This window comes from Mesorhizobium sp. W016 (assembly GCF_054719485.1).
Genome location: NZ_JBTTIF010000002.1, coordinates 5,667,089 through 5,686,738 on the forward strand (window position 1 = coordinate 5,667,089; position 19,650 = coordinate 5,686,738).

Annotated in this window: 16 protein-coding genes; 11 read left to right on the plus strand and 5 right to left on the minus strand. The window is 61.4% G+C overall.

The genetic code is table 11. The features are described from left to right. Positions 1–185: 185 nt before the first annotated feature. Positions 186–2,216 carry a transcriptional regulator gene (locus tag ACYG9V_RS27800; protein ID WP_352762353.1) on the plus strand — a complete coding sequence of 677 codons (2,031 nt, stop codon included), beginning with the start codon at positions 186–188 and terminating at the stop codon, positions 2,214–2,216. A 97-nt stretch (positions 2,217–2,313) separates the two neighbouring features. On the opposite strand, the gene choV is transcribed toward ACYG9V_RS27800, so the two are convergent. The 3 genes from choV to ACYG9V_RS27815 all read right to left on the minus strand — a co-directional run bounded on the left by choV (position 2,314) and on the right by ACYG9V_RS27815 (position 5,418). After that, positions 2,314–3,495, minus strand: coding sequence for a choline ABC transporter ATP-binding protein (gene choV, locus ACYG9V_RS27805; RefSeq protein ID WP_023669996.1), 1,182 nt, complete (start codon positions 3,493–3,495; stop codon positions 2,314–2,316). Next, the gene (gene choW, locus ACYG9V_RS27810) at positions 3,492–4,346 is read right to left on the minus strand and encodes a choline ABC transporter permease subunit (RefSeq protein ID WP_023669995.1); all 855 of its coding nucleotides are present in this window, start codon (positions 4,344–4,346) and stop codon (positions 3,492–3,494) included. The genes choV and choW overlap by 4 nt, the downstream gene beginning before the upstream one ends. 136 nt (positions 4,347–4,482) lie before the next feature. Beyond that, a complete protein-coding gene (locus tag ACYG9V_RS27815; protein WP_023686157.1) occupies positions 4,483–5,418 on the minus strand; it encodes a choline ABC transporter substrate-binding protein in 936 nt (311 codons plus the stop codon). Between the two features lie 237 nt (positions 5,419–5,655). Between ACYG9V_RS27815 and ACYG9V_RS27820 the strand changes: the two genes are divergently transcribed. The 7 genes from ACYG9V_RS27820 to ACYG9V_RS27850 all read left to right on the plus strand — a co-directional run bounded on the left by ACYG9V_RS27820 (position 5,656) and on the right by ACYG9V_RS27850 (position 13,369). Continuing rightward, a complete protein-coding gene (locus tag ACYG9V_RS27820; RefSeq protein ID WP_023683669.1) occupies positions 5,656–6,267 on the plus strand; it encodes a thymidine kinase in 612 nt (203 codons plus the stop codon). 14 nt (positions 6,268–6,281) lie between these two features. Further along, on the plus strand, positions 6,282–7,460 hold the full coding sequence (locus tag ACYG9V_RS27825; protein WP_352762355.1) for a glycosyltransferase: 1,179 nt from the start codon (positions 6,282–6,284) through the stop codon (positions 7,458–7,460). An 84-nt stretch (positions 7,461–7,544) separates the two neighbouring features. Further along, positions 7,545–7,928: a c-type cytochrome gene (locus ACYG9V_RS27830; protein ID WP_023669991.1), complete on the plus strand. Its 384-nt coding sequence runs from the start codon at positions 7,545–7,547 to the stop codon at positions 7,926–7,928. A gap of 321 nt (positions 7,929–8,249) precedes the next feature. After that, positions 8,250–9,338 (plus strand): hypothetical protein, encoded by a 1,089-nt coding sequence (locus ACYG9V_RS27835; RefSeq protein WP_460222047.1) that lies wholly within the window; start codon positions 8,250–8,252, stop codon positions 9,336–9,338. Between the two features lie 27 nt (positions 9,339–9,365). Then, a complete protein-coding gene (locus tag ACYG9V_RS27840) occupies positions 9,366–10,511 on the plus strand; it encodes a hypothetical protein (RefSeq protein ID WP_023683666.1) in 1,146 nt (381 codons plus the stop codon). A 59-nt stretch (positions 10,512–10,570) separates the two neighbouring features. After that, positions 10,571–11,437, plus strand: coding sequence for a hypothetical protein (locus ACYG9V_RS27845; protein ID WP_352762357.1), 867 nt, complete (start codon positions 10,571–10,573; stop codon positions 11,435–11,437). 21 nt (positions 11,438–11,458) lie between these two features. Beyond that, positions 11,459–13,369: an AAA family ATPase gene (locus ACYG9V_RS27850; protein ID WP_352762358.1), complete on the plus strand. Its 1,911-nt coding sequence runs from the start codon at positions 11,459–11,461 to the stop codon at positions 13,367–13,369. A 68-nt stretch (positions 13,370–13,437) separates the two neighbouring features. Here the strand turns inward: ACYG9V_RS27850 and ACYG9V_RS27855 are convergent, their stop codons facing one another. Beyond that, entirely contained in the window at positions 13,438–13,575 is a 138-nt protein-coding gene (locus ACYG9V_RS27855) for a hypothetical protein (RefSeq protein ID WP_352762360.1), read from the minus strand. Positions 13,576–13,702: 127 nt separating this feature from the next. On the opposite strand from ACYG9V_RS27855, the gene ACYG9V_RS27860 reads away from it, so the two are divergent. The 3 genes from ACYG9V_RS27860 to ACYG9V_RS27870 all read left to right on the plus strand — a co-directional run bounded on the left by ACYG9V_RS27860 (position 13,703) and on the right by ACYG9V_RS27870 (position 18,140). Then, positions 13,703–15,007: a DUF6638 family protein gene (locus ACYG9V_RS27860; RefSeq protein WP_023691610.1), complete on the plus strand. Its 1,305-nt coding sequence runs from the start codon at positions 13,703–13,705 to the stop codon at positions 15,005–15,007. A gap of 16 nt (positions 15,008–15,023) precedes the next feature. After that, the gene (locus ACYG9V_RS27865) at positions 15,024–16,148 is read left to right on the plus strand and encodes a DUF2333 family protein (protein WP_023686165.1); all 1,125 of its coding nucleotides are present in this window, start codon (positions 15,024–15,026) and stop codon (positions 16,146–16,148) included. 312 nt (positions 16,149–16,460) lie between these two features. Beyond that, positions 16,461–18,140, plus strand: coding sequence for a formate--tetrahydrofolate ligase (locus ACYG9V_RS27870; RefSeq protein WP_023683662.1), 1,680 nt, complete (start codon positions 16,461–16,463; stop codon positions 18,138–18,140). A gap of 61 nt (positions 18,141–18,201) precedes the next feature. Here ACYG9V_RS27870 and ACYG9V_RS27875 read toward each other — a convergent pair whose 3' ends face one another. Further along, positions 18,202–19,518 (minus strand): hypothetical protein, encoded by a 1,317-nt coding sequence (locus ACYG9V_RS27875; RefSeq protein WP_023691612.1) that lies wholly within the window; start codon positions 19,516–19,518, stop codon positions 18,202–18,204. Positions 19,519–19,650 lie beyond the last annotated feature (132 nt).

Here is a 19,650-nt window from a genome sequence, read left to right on the forward strand (position 1 = left end):
TGCTCACGGGCCGGTTACACACCGGCGGTTTGGGCGGCGAGATTTCGACACCTTGCCGCACTACAGGTCCTTGACGTGCGGCAGTGTGGTAAACACCACATTCGGCGCACAAATTTTGCGAGCCGGGTGCACTTTGTCGTGCTCGGTGGTAAAGCAGGGGCCGGCAGGTCAGCGTGGGAGCAGGCGTGGTATCTGGCGTGGAATCGAGCCTGGCGAGCAGCCATCAAGGTGTTGTCGTGCGCCTGTTTGGGCCGCCGACAATTGCGCGCGACGGCGTCCCGGTGGTCTTGCCGGCATCGCGCAAGCTGCGCGCGCTGCTGGGCTATCTGGCGCTGGCGCCCCATCCGGTCGGACGTGGCAAGCTCTGCGAGTTGCTGTGGGATGTTCCAAATGATCCCAGGGGTGAGCTGCGCTGGTGCCTGAGCAAGCTGCGGGCCGCGCTCGACGAACCGGGCCGCCGCAGGATCGAAACATCGGGCGATACGATCGCGCTCGATCTCGACGGCATCTCAGTCGACGTTCTGGATGTCGCGGCGGCGGCTGCCGCAGGCATCGAAACGCTCGAGCCGACGCGACTGCAGTTGCTCTCCGACCTGTTCGTCGGCGACTTCCTCGAAGGGCTGGAGATCGACCGCAGCCCTCTCTTCAACAGCTGGCTGACCGCGCAGCGCCGCCGTTTCGGTTCCTGCCAAGCTGCTATACTGGAACATCTGGTCAAGACGCTGCCGGCCGATTCCGAAGACGTCTCCGCCCATCTCGAAAAATGGCTGGAATTGACCCCGTTCGACAGCAGCGCCCATGTCGCACTCCTGGTGAGGCTGGCGCGGCGCGGCCAGTTCGGCGCCTGCGAAGACCATCTTGCCGCTGCGGCGCAGTTGTTCCAGTCGGAAGAGCTGGATTTCGGCCCGGTGCGCGAGGCGTGGCTGTCCATCCGCAGCGAACGGCCCTGCGCGATTTTGCCGGCACAACCGGCAGCTCCGCCCGGGCCGAACCAGGCGTCAGTCATGCCTGCCGGTTCAGAAGCCGCGACGCCGCACAAGGCTTCGCTGGCCGTGATGCCATTTGCCGAAGACGCCGGTAGCGGCGTTCGTGGCGGGCTGGCCGATGGCTTGACCCACGACATCATTACCCGCCTCGCCAAGCTCAGGGACTTCTTTGTCATCGCCCGGGGCTCGGTCTTTGCCCTGGCGGAAAGGAACATCGCGCCGGAAGATGCCGGCCGAAGGCTGAATGTCGACTATGTCGCCACCGGCACGGTGCGCAGCGCGACGGGTCGCCTGATCGTCACTGTCGAGCTTGTCGAGGTTCGCACGGCCAGGATCGTCTGGGCCGAGACCTTCGAGCGCAAGGCCGAGGACATCTTCATTGTCCTCGACGATATCGGCAACAGCATCGTGGCCTCTATCTCATCCGAGATAGAGATGGTCGAGCGCAACCGCGCCATGCTGAAGGCGCCCAATTCGCTCAATGCCTGGGAGGCCTACCATCGAGGACTCTGGCACATGTATCGCTTCACCCGCAGCGAGAACGACCTCGCACGGCATTTCTTCGACATTGCTGTCAGGCAGGATCCGACCTTCACCCGCGCCTATGCCGGCCTCTCCTTCACCCATTGGCAGAGCGCCTTCCAGCGCTGGGGCGACCGCGACCAGGACAGCGTGCTTGCCTTTGAGGCGGCCGGCCAGAGCCTTTTGGTCGACGATCATAATCCCGCCGCGCACTGGGCGATGGGCCGGGCGCTGTGGCTGCGCGGCGAGGGTGACGCGTCCGTGCTCGAACTGCAAAGAGCCGTCGACCTCAGCCCGAACTTCGCGCTTGGCCACTATGCGCTGTCCTTCGTGCATTCGCAGTCGGGCGACCCGCACGCGGCGATCGGATCGTCGGATCATTCGCGCCATCTGTCGCCGTTCGACCCGATGCTGTTCGGCATGCTGGGCGCACGCGCCATGGCGCATGTCCGCCTCGGCCAGTTCGACGAGGCGGCCGAATGGGCGCTGAAGGCGGCCGCCCGCCCCAACGCACATGTCATCATCCTGTCGATCGCCGCCCACTGCCTGGCGTTGGCTGGGCGGCTGGACGAGGCGAAAAACTTCGCCGCCGCCATCCGCAAGACGCTTCCGGGTTACCGAGCCGACGACTTCATCGACACCTTCCGCTTCGACCGGGATGCCACAGCCCTGTTCAAGCTCGGCGCCACGCGCATCGGGCTGGCTTAGAGCATGATCCCAAAAAGTGGGTACCGGTTTTTGGAAAAGATCATGCTCCAACAAAGGGTTAGATCATGATGAGATTTCAACCAAATCTCATCATGATCTAGCGCCGCAACACCGCGCTCAGCACATCGCGTATCCCGATCGCGCCGACAAAGCGCGACTGGTCGTCGAACAGCGCCACGGGTGCCGTCTGCGAGCGGTGCATGGCCAGCATCACCGTCTTCAGCGACGTGCCGGGGTTGGCCCAGAACACCTGCGCCGTCTCCTCCGGCTGCGCCTCGACATCGGCGCATGAAACCCATACCGCCGGTTTGCCGTCGCGTTCCGCCGCCGCCACCAGCCCGTGCTCGTCGATCTTAAAGCGCGTCGTCTTGCGCCGGTCGAGCCACACCCAGCCATTATCGCCGTGCTCGAGGTCGCGGCTGTCGCGCATGACGTTCCAGGCGGTCAGCACGGACAACGGATTCACATTGGCGATGAAGTCGCGGACATAGTCATTGGCGGGCTTGAGCACGATGTCTTCCGGCGCCCCGGTCTGCACGATGCGACCGCCCTCCATGATGGTGATGTGGGTGCCGATCTTCAGCGCCTCTTCCAGATCATGGCTGACGAAGATGATGGTCTTCTTCAGCTCCGCCTGCAGCTGCAGCAATTCGTCCTGCAGCTTGGTGCGGATCAGCGGATCGAGCGCCGAGAACGGCTCGTCCATCAGCAGGATCGGCGCCTCGGTGGCGAAGGCACGGGCCAGGCCGACGCGCTGCTGCATGCCGCCGGACAGCTCATGCGCGTATTTCTTCGACCACTGGTCGAGATTGACCAGTTTCAGCTGGCGTTGCACGCGCTCCTTGCGCTCTTGCTCCGGCACGCCGGCGAGTTCGAGGCCGAGGCCGACATTCTCCTCCACCGTACGCCAAGGCAGCAGGCCGAACTGCTGGAACACCATCGCCACCTGCTTCTGCCGCAGCCGCCGCAGCGTCGCCTGATCGCAGGTCACGACATCGACGATATTGTCGCCGTCCTTGACCAGCACCTGGCCGCGCGACACCACGTTGAGCCGGTTGACCGCCCGCAGCAGCGTCGACTTGCCGGAGCCGGACAGGCCCATCAGCACCGAGATTTCGCCCTCATGCACGGTCAGGCTGGCGCCGGCGCAACCCAGCACATTGCCGGTCTTTTCAAGGATTTCGGCGCGCGTGGCGCCGCCGTCGATCAGAGCCAGCGAACCCGCCTGGTCGGAGCCGAAGACGATATCGACATTTTTGAAATCGACGGCGACGGTCATTTCTTGCCTCCAACGCCGATACGCGTCATCCGGTCGAGCACGATGGCGAGTACGACAATCGCCAGGCCCGCCTCGAGCCCGAGATCGATGCGGCGCGAGCCGAGCGCGCGGTTGATTTCAGTGCCGAGGCCGCCGGCGCCGATCAGTGCTGCAAACACCACCATCGACAGCGACAGCATGATCGATTGCGTCAGCCCGGCCATGATGGTCGGCAAGGCCGAGGGCAGCTCGACCTTCCACAGCAGCTGCTGCTTGGTGGCGCCGAACGCCTCGCCGGCCTCGATGATCGACTTCGGCACCGAGACGACGCCGAGATGGGTGAGCCGGACCGCGGTCGGGATGACAAAGATGATGGTGACGATGAGGCCGGGCGCGTTGCCGAGACCGAACAGGGTCAGAACCGGGATCAGGTAGACGAAGGTCGGCAGCGTTTGCATCAGGTCGAGCACCGGCAGCATGATGCGGTAGACCTTCGGCTTGTGCGCGGCCCAGATGCCGAGCGGCACGCCGATGGCCATCGCCATGGCGGCGGCGGCCACGACCAGCACCAGCGTCTGCACCGTCTGCTTCCAGAGGTTCTGGTTGATGATGAAGATCAGGCCGAGAAAGACGCCTATGGCCAGCGGGCGCGAGCGCTGCAGCAGCCAGGCGATGATGGCGATGATCAGCGCCAGCAGCACCGGCGGCACCATCAAAAGGATGCCAACCAGCCCGTCGAGCAGGAAATTGAGGCCATTCGAGAAGGCCCTGAACACGGTGTCGAAATTGTCGGTGAGGAAACCGAAGAACGCCTTTCCCCAGGCGCCGATCGGTATCTTGTGATCGACCATGAATTTCGAAATCGGATCCATATCGCCCCTCTCATGCGAGAGACCGCCTGCTTCCGGCCTCCGCTCTCATTAGGTCATCTTCTCACAGGATATGAAAAAGGGCAGCCTTTTCTAGATTGGCTGCCCTTCCTGGTTCGGCTTGGCCGAATTAGTCGGCTCAGCTTCCGAGCGCGGTCTTGACCGCCGCTGCCGCATCGCCGCCATCGAAGGTGGTGACGCCGGCAATCCACGGCGCAACCGCGTCAGGGTGCTTCTTCAGCCAGTCGGCTGCGACCGTGTTGGCGTCGCCGCCCTTCAGGATCGCGTCCATCATCTCGCCTTCCATGTCCAGGTTGAACTTCAGGTTGGCGATGAACTTGCCGGCATTCGGGCATTCGGTGGTGTAGCCCTTGCGCACATTGGTGTAGACGGTGGCGGCGCCGAAGCCGCTGTCGCCCATGCCGTCGAGATAGGTGAGCTTCATGGCGCCCATCACCGGATGCGGCGTCCAGCCGAGGAACGCGATCCACTCATTGTTCTTGATCGACTGCTCGGCCTGCGTCAGCATGCCGGCTTCCGAGGACTCGACCAGCTCGAAGCCTTCGAGATTGTCCTTCGGGTTCTTGATCATGTCGAGGATGATGCGGTTGCCGTCATTGCCCGCCTCGATGCCGTAAATCTTGCCGTTGAACTTGTCCTTGAACTTGCCGATGTCGGTCAGCGACTTGACGCCGGCCTCCGCGACATAGGTCGGTACGACGATGCCGTAGCCGGCGCCGGTCAGGTTGGTGCCGATCGTCTCGACCGAACCATCGGCGGTGTAGTCCTTGATGTCGTTGGTCATCGACGGCATCCAGTTGCCGAGGAAGACGTCGAGATCCTTGTTTTTCAGCGACGCCATGGTCACCGGTACCGATAGCTGGATCGTCTGCGGCTCGTAGCCGAGCGCGGTGAGCAGCACCGAAGCGACGCCGGTGGTTGCCTGGATGTCGGTCCAGCCGACATCGGAAAGGCGCACCGCCTTGCAGCTCTCCGGATCGCCGGCAAGTGCAGCGCTCGTGGACAGAAAAGTCGCCAGGCCGAGGCCGGCGACGAAGGTGTTCATACGCGACATTGGCAGTCTCCCATTGTGATTCTTTGGCGAAGCGTAGTTACGGTTTCTCTGCCCGCCTTGTTTCGTCAGCCAAACACCATTCTGGTGTGGTTTCAAGCGCTAAGACAATCACGATCAACGGCGCGGACTGGCCAAACAGCGACACGCCCGCCGCTTTTTCGATTGCAGACGGCTTTTCCCATCAAATGCAGCGGTGCCCTCTCCCCGCGCCGCGCCAACTCGGCTTAAAAGGACGGCATGGCCAAGCTCTACTTCCACTATGCGACGATGAATGCCGGCAAAACGACAATGCTGCTGCAGGCGTCCTACAATTATCGCGAACGCGGTATGACGACGATGCTGTTCGTCGCCGGCCACTACAGAAAGGGCGACACCGGGCTGATCTCGTCGCGCATCGGCCTGGAGACGGAGGCCGAGATGTTCCGCGACGGCGACGATCTCTACGCTCGCGTCGCCGAGCATCACGAACATACGACGGTGCATTGCATCTTTGTCGACGAGGCGCAATTTCTCGAGGAAGAGCAGGTCTGGCAGCTCGCCCGTATCGCCGACCGGCTGAACATCCCGGTGATGTGCTACGGCCTGCGCACCGATTTCCAGGGCAATCTGTTTTCCGGTTCGCGAGCGCTTCTGGCCATCGCAGACGATCTGCGCGAAGTGCGCACCATCTGCCGCTGCGGCCGCAAGGCGACGATGGTCGTGCGTCTCGGCGCTGACGGCAAGGTGGCCAGACAAGGCGAACAGGTGGCGATCGGCAAGGACGTCTATATCTCGCTCTGCCGCCGCCACTGGGAAGAGGAAATGGGCCGCGCCGCGCCCGACGATTTCATTGGCTTCACCAGAGGCTGAACGGCCGGGACAACATGAAAATTCTGCAGTTCACAGTTGATTGCCCGTTTCCGCCGGTCTCCGGCGGAGAGATCCGGAACGCCGCCAATGCACGCGCCCTGGCATCGATGGGCGAGGTCCTGACGGTAAGCCTGACTGGCGCCCCGGCACCCTCCACACCGCCGAACATCCGTCACCGGATCATCGAGGCAGCGCGCGGCAGGGCGCCCTGGGGCAGGCGCAGCCCGCACCCGACCGTGCATATGATGCCGGACGACGAGCTGGCCGAAGCCGACGCCATCTGGAGGGAATTCGCGCCCGATCTCGTGGTGATCGAGGAGATCGTGCTTTCGCAGCTGCTGACGCTGGCGCCGAAGCATCGCGCGCGCACCGTCCTTGACCAGCACAACATTGATTCCCGGACGGTGTCCGACCGGATCGCCGGCCTGACGCTGTGGCAGCAAATTCGAGACTGGCGCCAAAACAGGCGAAGGAAGGCAGAGGCGCGCGAAGCCGACAGGTGTGCGGCTGCCCTGGCCGAACAGGTCTGGGTTTGTTCGCGGGCCGACGAAGCGCTTCTGTCCGCTCTCGGCCCCGTCAACGACGTCAGGTTCGTCGCCAACCCCATTCCAGACGAGAGCGTGCTTTCCCTGCCGATTGCTGCCGAGCGCTTCAGTGAGCTCAGCCTGTGCTTCATCGGGCATCTCGGCTACTTCCCAAACATCGACGCCGTCAAGCAGATAGGCCGCGCGATGGCGCCGCGCCTCGCCGCCTCCGGCCGGCCCTGGTCGATCACCGTCGCCGGCAGAAACCCGCGCGATGTCGTGCGCGGTCTATGCACCAGGCATGGTCTGCGGTTGATCGAGAACCCACCGCATCTGCCGGAATTGCTTGGGCGTGCCGGCTATGCGCCGATCCCGCTGCGCTTCGGCGGCGGAACCCGCATCAAGGTGCTGGAGGCGATGGCGGCGGGCCTTGTCGTCGCCGCCACCGAAAAGGCCGTCGAAGGGCTTGGCCTGCAGGCGGGCAGGCATTTCCTGTCCAGCGACGATGCCGGCAAGTTGGCATTGAAAATCATCGATCTCGCGACACGCCCGCAAGCGGCCGCCGAGATGGCGGAGATCGGCCGCGCTTTCGTGCGCGACAATCATTCGTCGGCGGCGATTGAAAAGCAGGTCAAGCAGGCGGTCGCGGCGATCCCGCGCACGGATTGAGCCCGGCTGCTATCCACCGGCATACGGCGTTTGTTAAGGCCTGCAGCCTATTTTGCCCTCAGCCAGAGCCAGCCGGGAACCGCCATGCTTCGAGCCATTTCATCAGGCCTTGTCATTTACTTGGCCGGTATCCTCGCCGCGCTGGCCGACGGCGATGCAGCACTTGGCAAGAAAGTGTTCTACCGCTGCATGGCCTGTCACGAGGCGGCAAGCGACCGCGACAAGGTCGGCCCGCATCTCCTCGGTATCGTCGGCCGCACCGCCGGCACCGCCCAGAACTTCAACTATTCGCAGGCCATGAAGGACGCCGGCGCGGCCGGCCTCGTTTGGGACGAAGCCAACCTCAAAGCCTATCTCGGCGCTCCCAAGCTGAAAGTACCCGGCAACAGGATGGGCTTCTCCGGCCTGAGCAGCGACGAGGACATCGCCAACGTCATCGCCTATCTGAAGGCCGATCCGAAGCCTTGAACAGCGCGATGCGTAGCGTGATGGCGACGGCTTCCGCCAGCTGTCTCGCACTTGCAACTCATTGAGCCCTCTGTCGAATTCAGCACACCCACACTGTCCGAGATCGACTTCTTCGCAGCCGTCAAAGTTCAATGACAATTGAACAATACTTGGCCGGCTGGTTAATCACGCCATGACCCCGCCTTCATTGCCTTTCAAGACGACCAGGCATTTTTTTGTTTTCGGGGCGGGTCTTGTCTTGCGTCTTTCAATCCCCTGATACCCCACATATATTCGCCGCTGTTCGCAGCCAGCGACCGGAAGCCGAAGCGGGAGGCCCCTATGGCGACATTGCAGAATTTCGATGCCGAAATTGCCAAGACCAGGCAGGTCGTGCAGGACATGCGCTCCAAGATCGAGCAGTCGGGCACGGTGCTTGATACGCTGGCCACCGCCGACAAGAAGATCGGCGACGCCAATTTCGACATCGAGAATGCCCGCATCGAGGACGTGCTGAAGCAGCAGAAGGTGATGGAAGGCAACATTGCCGACCTGATCATCGGCCTGGAAGACGCCACCAACGTCTTCGGCACCGAATTCGAGAGCATGAAGAACTACACCGGCTGGGAAAGCTTCGTCGGCGTCTTCTCGGCGCAACGCAAGCAGCGCATGCGCACCGACCGCGTCCGCAACATGTCGCTGGCCGGCAATCTGCAGGAGCTTCTGGTCAAGTCCGACACCATCGTCGGCATCCTGAAAGCGCAGAAAGAGGTCCTCGACCAGCGCTACAAGACCTCGGAAAACAGCCTGTCGCAGGTGATCGAGCGCCGCAAGGTCACCATGACCAACCTCGAGGCGGTGCAGAAGCGCATCGAGGAGGTCAATCCGCTGCTGCTCGACATCGAAAACAAGATCGCCGCTTCTACCAGTCAGAAGGAGCGCACGCAGCTTGAGGGCGAGCGCTCGAAACTGGCGACCGAATACAATGAAAAGCAGGCCAAGGAGCAGGAGCTTCTGGCCGAAAGCCAGACGCTGGAACGCTACACCTCGATGTTCCAGACCTTCGTCAATTCGCTCAACAATCAGATCGCAGCGCAGTCGACGCTGATCAACAAGCTGACCATCGATACCGAGCAGCGCATCGTGCTCTACAAGGCACTGGAAGATTCCTTGAAGACCGCCGCCCAGCAGGATGTCGCCCACAAGATCAACACGCTGGGCAGCCAGGTTGACAACACCGCCGAAGAGACCATGGCCGGCATTGGCGCCGCCTCGCAAAAGCACATCGGCGATCTCCTCGAAATGCACGAGAAGAACATGGTCGCCAGCTCCGACATCCAGCGCCGCAAGAAGCTCGCCGACGACGCCTTCGCCCGCCGTTTCGACGACGTGATGAAGAAGCACAATTCGGCCAACTACGTGCAGTCGTAAGGAGCGGCTGCACGCGGGCACACCGGCATGACTCCCGAAAACGAAGCGGCGGCGCGCTATTTTTCCGCCATCACGGCGGCACTCAGCGGCCTCGAAGTGTTCATGCGCGACGACCGCTCGCCGCTTTACCGGCACGGCATCGTCGCCAAGATTGTCGCCGAATACATTGCCCGGCTGGACAAATCGTTTTCCTGCTGGCGCAACCGGCTCGGCTTCATGGACACGTTCCGCATTTCGCGCGCCGACAGCGGCTATCCCGTCTTCCAGAACCTGCTCGAACTGGAAAACGACCGCCGCCAGGCCGAGGCGCGGCTGGCCAACATTCCGCTGGCCGGCGAATTGCGCGAGGAAATGGCCGACTTCATCCTGCGCCACAAGGAATTCCCCGAAGCGCTGCAGAAGTCGATGGCCGAGCGGCTCTATCTCGAGGACGTCAAGAGCGAACAGACTTTTGGCCCGTTCTCGCTGGCGCAGACGGCCAAGGTCTCGGTCAATCCAAAGACCGGGCGCCCCTATTACCTCGTGCACTGGGCGAGCTTCGACGGCAGCGCCAACCTGCCGCTGGTCTACATGGTGACGGTGGAGGATTCCTCCGAAAGCATGATCCGGCAGCTCGTTGACAGCAACGGCAAGCTCAATGAACGGGTCGACATCCCGCTGCCGGTGGACGGCCTGCTCAACCCCGAACTCGCCCATCGCTTCGACGATTTCACCGAGAAGAATTCCGCCTACACGCTTTCGCCCGCAACGATTGCGGTCAATCTCGACAAGGATTTCGAGCCGCTGCACCCTAAGCAGCTGCGCCGCGTCGTGCTCGGCCCCTTTTATTCCGCAGGCATTACCGACAACAATTCGACCGTGACCGAGGTGCTTGCCAAGGTGCGCAAGCCGGAAAATGCCTGGCTGCTCACCTGGACAATCCAGGAGGTCTACTCCAAGGGCGAGAAGCCCGGCCGCAAGGGGCTGTTTTCGAGCGAGAAGACGACGCAGGAATTCTTTATCAACACCGACGATCTCGAAGCCGCGCGCCAGGGTGTGTCGAGCTACGAGAACCACGCCCTGATCCCGCACGAAGCCTATCAAGCACTCTACGCCGCCGGCGAAGCTCAAAAGATCTTTTCCGGCTACAAGGTCCATATTCTGTCCAACGGACAGGTGATCAGCGATGTGTGAGGTGGCATTTTTGGTGGGCCTGACAATCTCCGGGGCGCGGTCAGGGGCAGAAGGCGATTGTGATCGAAACGGATAACCTTGCTTCCCGCAGTAATGAATCGCCCTACCGGGTTCTCGCTTGGTGGGATGTCGATATGCATATCGGTGCTTACAAGAAACACAAACTGACCGCCCGACCATTGCGTAACCTTGAGCGCATTCTCGGACACCGGGTTCACGTTGAAAGTCGGTGGCGTCATCGAGGATTACCGGATGGGGTGCGGAAGCTTGAAGCTTTCAATTACATCGATGTTGCAGACCCGGCGCTTGCCGCGTTTTTTGTTCTTCAACAAATTTCCGGCTTATCCGAATGGTTTTCCGGGTTCGGCTACAGACCGGTTACTTCGCGGTCTGAAGATGAAAATACAGACGGTGACACGATCTGTACTTTCTATTGGTACGAATTGGATCAATATGAAGCATACCGTCACATTCGATCCGGAGGCGTCATGCTAATTCTGGTCGAAAAATTACCTGTCCGAACACGTAATTCATCCCGTCCGATCGTTGGAATAAGACAGAGTCGGCAACCAAGATATAGTTACGATGTAAAAATCGTGATTCAGTTCTTTTGCGACAATAGACAAAGACTTATCGAATATCACTGGCCAAGATTGATGAAAAGATATGCATTTGAGCCAGAAGACCGTGTTGAATTCGGACCGCCATCTAACAACGGAAAACCGAATCAGATTTGCGTTAGCGCGATGTTAGCGGACCTAACTGAGTACCAGGCTGTCGCTTATTGTCTTGCACGGACTGAGCGTTGCCGTTTCAAGCTTGGAGGGCCGGGAGAGGCCATCTTTCAAGCCGAACGCTTTCCCGATCACGAACCCTTTGACGGGATGTTTTCAATTTTGCTCACGCGAGGGCAGGCACAAGAGTGAGTCGCGAGGAGGATTGATACGATGGACACCGGCCTGACCACCATCCCGGAAGCCGCAATCGAAAAGCACCGCGCCACGGCGCAGAGCTTCATCACCCGCGTCGTGGTTCTGGAAGACCCTGCGCGCGAATCCGGCACAGCACTTGCCGGCACCAATCGCCGCTTTGTCTCGACAGTCTCGGTCGGCTCGGTGCGCCGTACCCGCGAGGTCGAGCTTACCAAGACCGTTGCCGCGATCCATCCCGACGACCAGTTGATGAGCATCCCGCAGCACACGCTGCTGTTCCGCGCCCGCCGCGGCCTGGCGATAGCGCTCGCCATCTCCGACGTCTTCGCCGAGGGCTCCGACCTCGAAAGCCTCCAGGCCAAGAACACCCGTGCGCCTCTTGAGGGCGATGAGGCGGCGACCTTCAAGAAGCTTCTGTCAGCCTCTGCTTACGTTTCGGCCTTCAGCCTTGCCTCCTATCTGTTCCAGCTGATCGACAGCGATGGCGAGGCGCCCAACGATATCCCCGAACCCGACTTCCTGTTCGACACGCCGCAGGACGCGGTGAAGTCGATCGTCGCCGGTCTCGACAAGGCGATTGCGGACTCCAAGGACGATGGCGACCTGACGACGCGCGCGCGAGCTTTTGCACGGGTCGCCATTGATGGGCTGCTGGCCCGCAAAGGCCGCTTCGACGGCATCGGTCCGTTCGAGAACGCCCACATCCGCATCGACGCCGACGATTTCACCCTCGACGGCTTCGACGTCGCGCCCGGCAAGCGTTCGAAACCGCTGGTGATGACCTTCAAGAAGCCCGAAGAGGTCGTCGGCAACCACATCGCCAAATACCAGTCGGTTAAGCTCGCCAAGATGCTGATGGCCTATGATTTCGAGCGCGAGCTGAACCCGTTCGTCGAGCTCGGCGGCTTCCTCTTCACCTTCATCGGCGATGGCGCGCCGGGCACCGGCAAGACGACGCTGATCCAGATGATCGCCGGCCTCGTCAACAATTATTGCCAGGTTACCGGCTATCCCTTCGCCTATGAGAACTTCGGCGTCGACCAGATCTCGTCCTACCAAGGCAAATCCGGCCAGAATTGCCGCCAGTTCATCAACAATGTCTTGAACCCACGTGTCATCGGTTTCGGCACCGTCGACGACATCGACCAGGTGGCGGCCCGCCGCTCCGACGACCGCGCCTCGGCCGGCCAACAGGAAATCACCGGCGTCTTGATGGACGCCTTTGCCGGCGCCGGCACGGTGGTGCGCGGCAATTGCTCGTTCGGCATGTTTTCCAACTATCCCGAAAATGTCGACGATGCGCTGCGCCAGCGCGCCGGGGCCCGCTGGCTGGTCGACGGCCCACAGAGCCGCGACGACTATATCGACATCTTCGTCCTGCTTGCCGGCAAGAACCACAAGATCCCACTCGGCGACCACAAGCTCTACGCCGCGCAGGAGATCCAGCGCGCGGTGACCGAAGCCTACGAGGAGCACGAGAAGCCTCAGGAAGACGGGCTGATGAAGGTCTATGAGCGCTACATGAAGGAGAATGGCGCGCCGAAATCGATGGCCGACATCGGCACCTATCTGCACCTGATCAAGGATGCCGAGCCGCGCTTCACCGGCCGAGCCATCAAGAACGTCACCGACGCCATCAAGATGCGCGCCATGGACATCGAGCTGCCCGACGACTGGTTCGAGAAGCCGGAAGCCTTCATGCACAAGGGCTACGACGAGAAGAAAGCCATGATCGAGGAACTGCGTGGGCCGTTCTCGATGGACATGGTCATGCAGGAGATCAACCGCTACGCCGACTCGGAGTTCCGCTATTCCGACAAATCCGACGACGCCGCGGTGGAGAAGCTGCTGCGCGACGCACGCCTGCGCGAACGGGCGGGGCGCGAGATGGAGGAGATGAAGAAGAAGGGGCTGTGGAATGCGTGAGCTTCCTTCGCTGCCCGCGGGTGCTGAAAGGCTTGGCGCTAACGCTGACGCCCCCCTCTCCCCGTCCTTCACGGGGCGAGGGCAAGGGTGAGGGGCGGCGCATGCGTGGACCAGAGATCGCTACGACCATACTGGCAGCTATCGAACAGCACCTCGATCGGCACATCCGGACCAATGATCTTCGATTTATTGCCGCCAAAGGCCATGGGGAGACATGTCCTTGAATGCTAGCGCTACCCCTCACCCTTGCCCTCTCCCCGTGCAGAACGGGGAGAGGGAGGCGTCAGCGTTGGCGCTTCGCCACAACAGGCAACGCCACTCGGAACGTTCTGCATGAGCCACGCCAAAAAGCCCGACCTTCTCCGCGACAATGAGCTGATCTACGGCCGCTTGCTCACCGTCGACGAGCCGCACCTCATCCAGCGTTACAACAAGGCGCTTGTCGCCTTCGGCCTCAAACCGACCAAGCTGAAGAGCTTCCAGATCGACCGCACCGGCTTCTCGCCCGAAGTGGCCGAGGAATGCGGCGATTACGATTATCTCGACCCCAACGAGGTCAACCGCCGCTTCATCATCCTGACGCCGTCGCAGATCGATCTGCCGGTGGTGCACACCGCCTTTTCCAACACCTCGCAGCTGATGTTCGAGTTCATGTCCAAGAACCAGCGCGCCATCGATGCGCTGACGATCAAGGATGTCATCTACGGGGAGATCGAGGATTCCGTTCCCCTGGTCAACGACATCGAGGATCTGCTGTCGATCAGCCAGGTCGAGTTCAGGGTGCTTTCGGCCGAGGACGTGCTGGGCAAGGCCGCCGAACTCGGCAAGCTGGTCGACCGGCTGAAGCAGGAGCCCGATGCCTGGCGCGACAACACCATGCTGAGCCGTATGGTGGAGCTGGCGAAGGTCTGCGGCGATATCCGTGAGAATGCGCTGGTGCCCGACCAGGTGATCTTCCGCCACAACGCCTACTGGACCAGCCATTTCGGCGGCGTCTACGTCTTCGTCGATCCTGATATGACCACCGTCATCGGCGACCCGGCCGCCCCCGGCTTTCGCCGTTCGCGGCCCTGGCAGGTCAGCTATCTCTCGATCAACGATGCCGACAAGGTGTTCAAGTTCCTGGCCAGCACCGGCCGCATCGAACTGCCCCGTGCGTCATGGGTCGAAAGCTCGGGCTATCTCGAGCATCGCGCCGAGATGGTGGTGCGCGCTCTCATCCGCGACACAGAGCCGAACCGCAATTTGACCGAGGTCGACAAGGTCTGGCTGCAGACCTGGATCCATGGCCATGCCGATCTGATCACCAAGGACGGCAATTTCCCCTTTCTCAACGCCGCCAAGCGTGAGATCGCCCAGCTCGGCCATCTCAAGATCGAGGATGTGTTTCCGCAACAGCGCTTCCTGGTCGTGCGTGGCAAGCCCGACCATCCCGACGCCTGGCTGACCAACCAGCTGATCTCGGATTTCGTGCCGCAGGACTTTGTCTCGCGTTACGTCTTCAACAAGCCGGGCTTCTACAAGGACTATGACGGCTACAGCGACGCCTGGCGGTCGCATGTTGTGGACGTTCTGAAAACCACATATTTGAAAGACAAAGTGGCGTTTCGCACGCGCCTTTACGGCCTGACTGACTGAGGGGTGAACGAGAGCCATGCTTGATCCGATCGTGAATTTCTTCACCCGCATCTTCCAATGGATCGGCCGCGGCATCGGCCTCGTCATCGGCGCGATCCTGTGGCCGTTCCTCTGGGCTGGGCGCTGGTATACGCAGCGCGGCTGGATCCTGAAGGCTGTGGTCGGCCTCGCGCTTCTGGTGTTGATCGGCCTCTACGCCAATTTCTTCTACGCCACCCAGTGGTGGAACAAGTTCGATCCCAACTACGTCGACAAATACACCTTCGAGAACCGCAACATTTCCGCCGGCGAACAGGTCGCCGCCGGCGCAGGCACCGACACCGCCAAGACCTGCGGCAATTCGGGCATCGCCCAGGTGGCGGCCGACCTGACGGACTTCAACGTCAACCAGAATGCCTGGATCTCGTCGATGATCCTCTACAAACTCGGCCTGTTCGGCATCGACTGGGACAACACGCCGTTCATGGACAACAAGGCCTCGTTCCAGCGCGGCATCAACCAGGCGGTGCGGCGCACCGCCACCGAGCTTGCCGACAATCTCGGGCGTGTTCGCACCACATCGCAGATCGACGGCGACCTGCAGGATGCGCGCGGCAATCTGCAGTTCGACGAGGAGACCTGGTATTTCGGCCTCAACCCGTTCGGCCCCAAGACGCCGACGCCGAGCTATTATCGCGATGCCGTCACCAAGCTGCGCTCCTTCAACGCCCGCCTCGGCAGCTGCCAGGCGACGTTCGATGCCCGCGCCGACAATCTGAAGCAGTATATCGACCGCATCTCCTCCGACATCGGTTCCACCTCCGCGATCCTCAAGGAGCGCGCCGAAAACCACAACAATGGCTGGTTCGACTTCCGCGCCGATGACCGCTTCTGGTTCGCCTATGGCCAGCTCTATGCCTATTACGGCCTGATGAAAGGCGCCCAGGCCGACTTCGAGGACGTCATCAAGGAAAAGCATCTCGGCAATCTGTGGGACACGATGGATGCGCAATTCGTCTCGGCGCTGCGCATCCAGCCCTTCATCATCGCCAATGGCCGCGAGGATGGCTGGATCATGCCGACGCACCTGACGACGATGGGTTTCTACGTGCTTCGCGTGCGCTCCAACATGGTCGAGATCAGCAACGTCCTGACTCAGTAGCGTTCACAGCTTTCCCGGCGAGCGATGGCGAATTTGCGCCGTCGCCTCTGTCGCATTCCGTGCATTGGGCGGCTGTTTTGAGACGGCGGAACGTCGCGTCCTCTGGCTTCTATACGGCGCGGCAACGGAGCCAGGAAGAACCGGCGACAGGTCGGCCGGCCGCAGAGACACTTTCTTCATAGGAAACATAGTTGCATGCAAGTTGACGCCGCGGGAGCGACAGGGTTAGAACATGCCCGCGCCCGGGTTCAACATGCCTGCGAGTGAGATCAAACCCGTCCCCTCCACCGTCCAATCCGAAGGAAAGCCGTCATGGCCGAAGTGAAGTCCGACATCGAGATCGCGCGCGGCGCCAAGAAAAAGCAGATCCAGGAGATCGGCGCCAAGATCGGCATCCCGACCGAGCACCTTTTGCCCTACGGCCACGACAAGGCGAAGATTTCGGCCGAATTCATCAAATCGGTGAAGGGCAACAAGGACGGCAAGCTGATCCTCGTCACCGCCATCAACCCGACGCCGGCCGGCGAAGGCAAGACGACCACCACCGTCGGCCTTGGTGACGGTCTGAACCGCATCGGCAAGAAGGCGATCGTCTGCATCCGCGAGGCTTCGCTCGGCCCGAATTTCGGCGTCAAGGGCGGTGCCGCCGGCGGCGGCTACGCGCAGGTCGTGCCGATGGAGGACATGAACCTCCACTTCACCGGCGACTTCCACGCCATCACCACGGCGCACAACCTTCTGTCGGCGCTGATCGACAACCACATCTACTGGGGCAATGAGCTCGGCATCGACACCCGCCGCGTCGCCTGGCGCCGCGTCATGGACATGAACGACCGGGCGCTGCGCGAAATCATCTGCTCGCTCGGCGGCGTCGCCAACGGCTATCCGCGCGAGGCCGGCTTCGACATCACCGTCGCCTCGGAAGTCATGGCTATCCTGTGCCTTTCCACCGACCTCAAGGATCTGGAAAAGCGCCTTGGCGACATCATCGTCGCCTACCGCCGCGACAAGACGCCGGTCTATGCCCGCGACCTCAAGGCCGACGGCGCCATGGCGGTGCTGCTGAAGGACGCCATGCAGCCAAACCTGGTGCAGACGCTGGAGAACAACCCTGCCTTCGTGCATGGCGGCCCGTTCGCCAACATCGCGCATGGCTGCAACTCGGTGGTCGCCACCACCACGGCGCTGAAGCTCGCCGACTACGTCGTCACCGAAGCCGGCTTCGGCGCCGACCTCGGAGCCGAAAAATTCTTCGACATCAAGTGCCGCAAGGCGGGTTTGAAGCCGGCGGCTGCCGTCATCGTCGCCACCGTGCGCGCCATGAAGATGAATGGCGGCGTCAAGAAGGAAGACCTCGGCAAGGAAAACATCGAGGCAGTCAAGAAGGGCTGCCTCAATCTGGGCCGCCACATCGAGAATGTGAAACAGTTCGGCGTGCCTGCGATCGTGGCGATCAATCATTTCACCACCGATACCGAGGTGGAAATCCAGGCGATGAAGGATTTCGTCGCCTCGCTCGGCGCCGAGGCGATCCTGTGCAAGCATTGGGCCAATGGCTCTGCCGGCATTGAGGAGTTGGCGCGCAAGGTCGTCGAGATCGCCGAATCCGGCGCCTCGCAGTTCGCGCCGCTCTATCCCGACGCAATGCCGCTGTTCGAGAAGATCAACACCATCGTCCAGCGCATCTATCGCGGCGACGAGGCGATCGCCGACAAGTCGGTGCGCGACCAGCTGCATGCCTGGGAGCAGGCCGGCTACGGGCACCTGCCGGTCTGCATGGCCAAGACCCAATATTCCTTCTCGACCGACCCGAACCTGCGCGGCGCGCCGACCGGGCACACCGTGCCGGTGCGCGAGGTCAGGCTTTCGGCGGGCGCCGGCTTCGTCGTCGTCATCTGCGGCGAGGTCATGACCATGCCCGGCCTGCCCAAGGCGCCGTCCTCGGAAAAAATCTTCCTCAACGAGGCCGGCCAGATCGAAGGCCTGTTCTGAGATTTGTCTCGACAACCAAGGGCGCCGCAGCCATGCGGCGCCCTTTTGCTTGCCGGGCTTCTCACGCCACTGTCGAGGACCCGAACTTCTTGATCCCGGCGACCGACATGCTGACGAACTGGTCGAGAATGGTGAAGAAGATATCCAGACTGAACCCAAACAGGAAGGAGAAGGTGAAGAGGCTGAAGCCTATTCCCGAAGCCTCCTCTCCAAGCTTGGTGCCCGGTGCTACAAACCAGGCAAGCACCATGCCGGCCAGCGCCCCCAGTGCGATCCTGTGGATCAGCCGCGACAGCGGTGGATTGGGCAGCAGCGGATTGAGGATCATCCGCATGTGAAACATGATGGCTCCTAGCGCGCCGTAGAAGGCCGGGAGTATCCACAAGGCATATGGGCTGAGAACCTCGTCCAGCGTCTTTATCTGCGCGGTCAGCGTGTAGATCGAGTTCGGCGCGATCGTGATCACTCCGTCGCACTGCAGGCTGCGCGTTGCCTCGTCGAAATCGGCATTCACGTCCGTCACTTTTTCCGAAGACGTACCTTCAAGATTGTTCGGGTTTTTCTTTTCGGTGTTTATCTGCGCGCAATAGGCATCCGGCTGATTGGGGAGCTCCTTGAGCTTGTCTGGAGGCGTGGATTTACTCACCCCCAGCGGCTGGTCACAGAACTGGTCTATGGCACCTTGCTGGGAATACTGAGCCTGGCCCGCCGCTACGCCATCTGCCGTGGAGGTTGAATAAAATTTGCAGTACATCCATTGCATTCCCCAGATCGGGAATTGCGCGTCCTCAGTCATGAACCCTTGCGCTCTTCTCACCAGGGAGGAAAAGCGCTGGTCGAGAGCGTGAAGGCTATCTTCCGAATTGTAATAGGCGTCCTTCAGAAGCGTCAGATCCGTGGTCGAAGCCTGCTCGGACGATGCCGAGCTCAGTTGTTTCTTCGTCGCCCAAACCTGGCGTATCGCCTGTCCGAACCGTGCGCTGAAATCATTGTTGTCGATTTCTATGAGTTCGGAGTTTATCGCGACTCCCTTGTTGTAAATGTACGTCAATCTTCCGGTTACAACCATGAAAAGCACGGAAAGAGCCACGAGAAAGTACGTCGCCAGCGCGGTCTTGCGCGACATGTCACCGGGCGACCAGCCCGATCGCAGTGCCGCCAGGGTGGCAAATGGCACGGTGCCGGAACAATCGTTGAAAACCGTCTGAAGATTGACGACCTCAGGCTGGCTGGCCGTCGCATCGTCGAGCTTTTCGGCATTGCCGATGGCCGCAAACAGGGAACTGTCCTTGAACACACCGTAGCGGCCGTAGTTGGCGACCAGCTTGGCGTCCGCGATGAGTCCAGAAACGAGAGGGTCGGCCGGTGTCGTCGTCATCGTGAAATCCCCCCGCCTGACGACTACCCTAGATAGCCCGGCACATAGCCGTATTGCGACGGGCACCCGCACGGATATCCGGGCGGGCCGGGCGGCTGCGCCCAGCACCAGAAGGATTGAGTGAAGCAGATC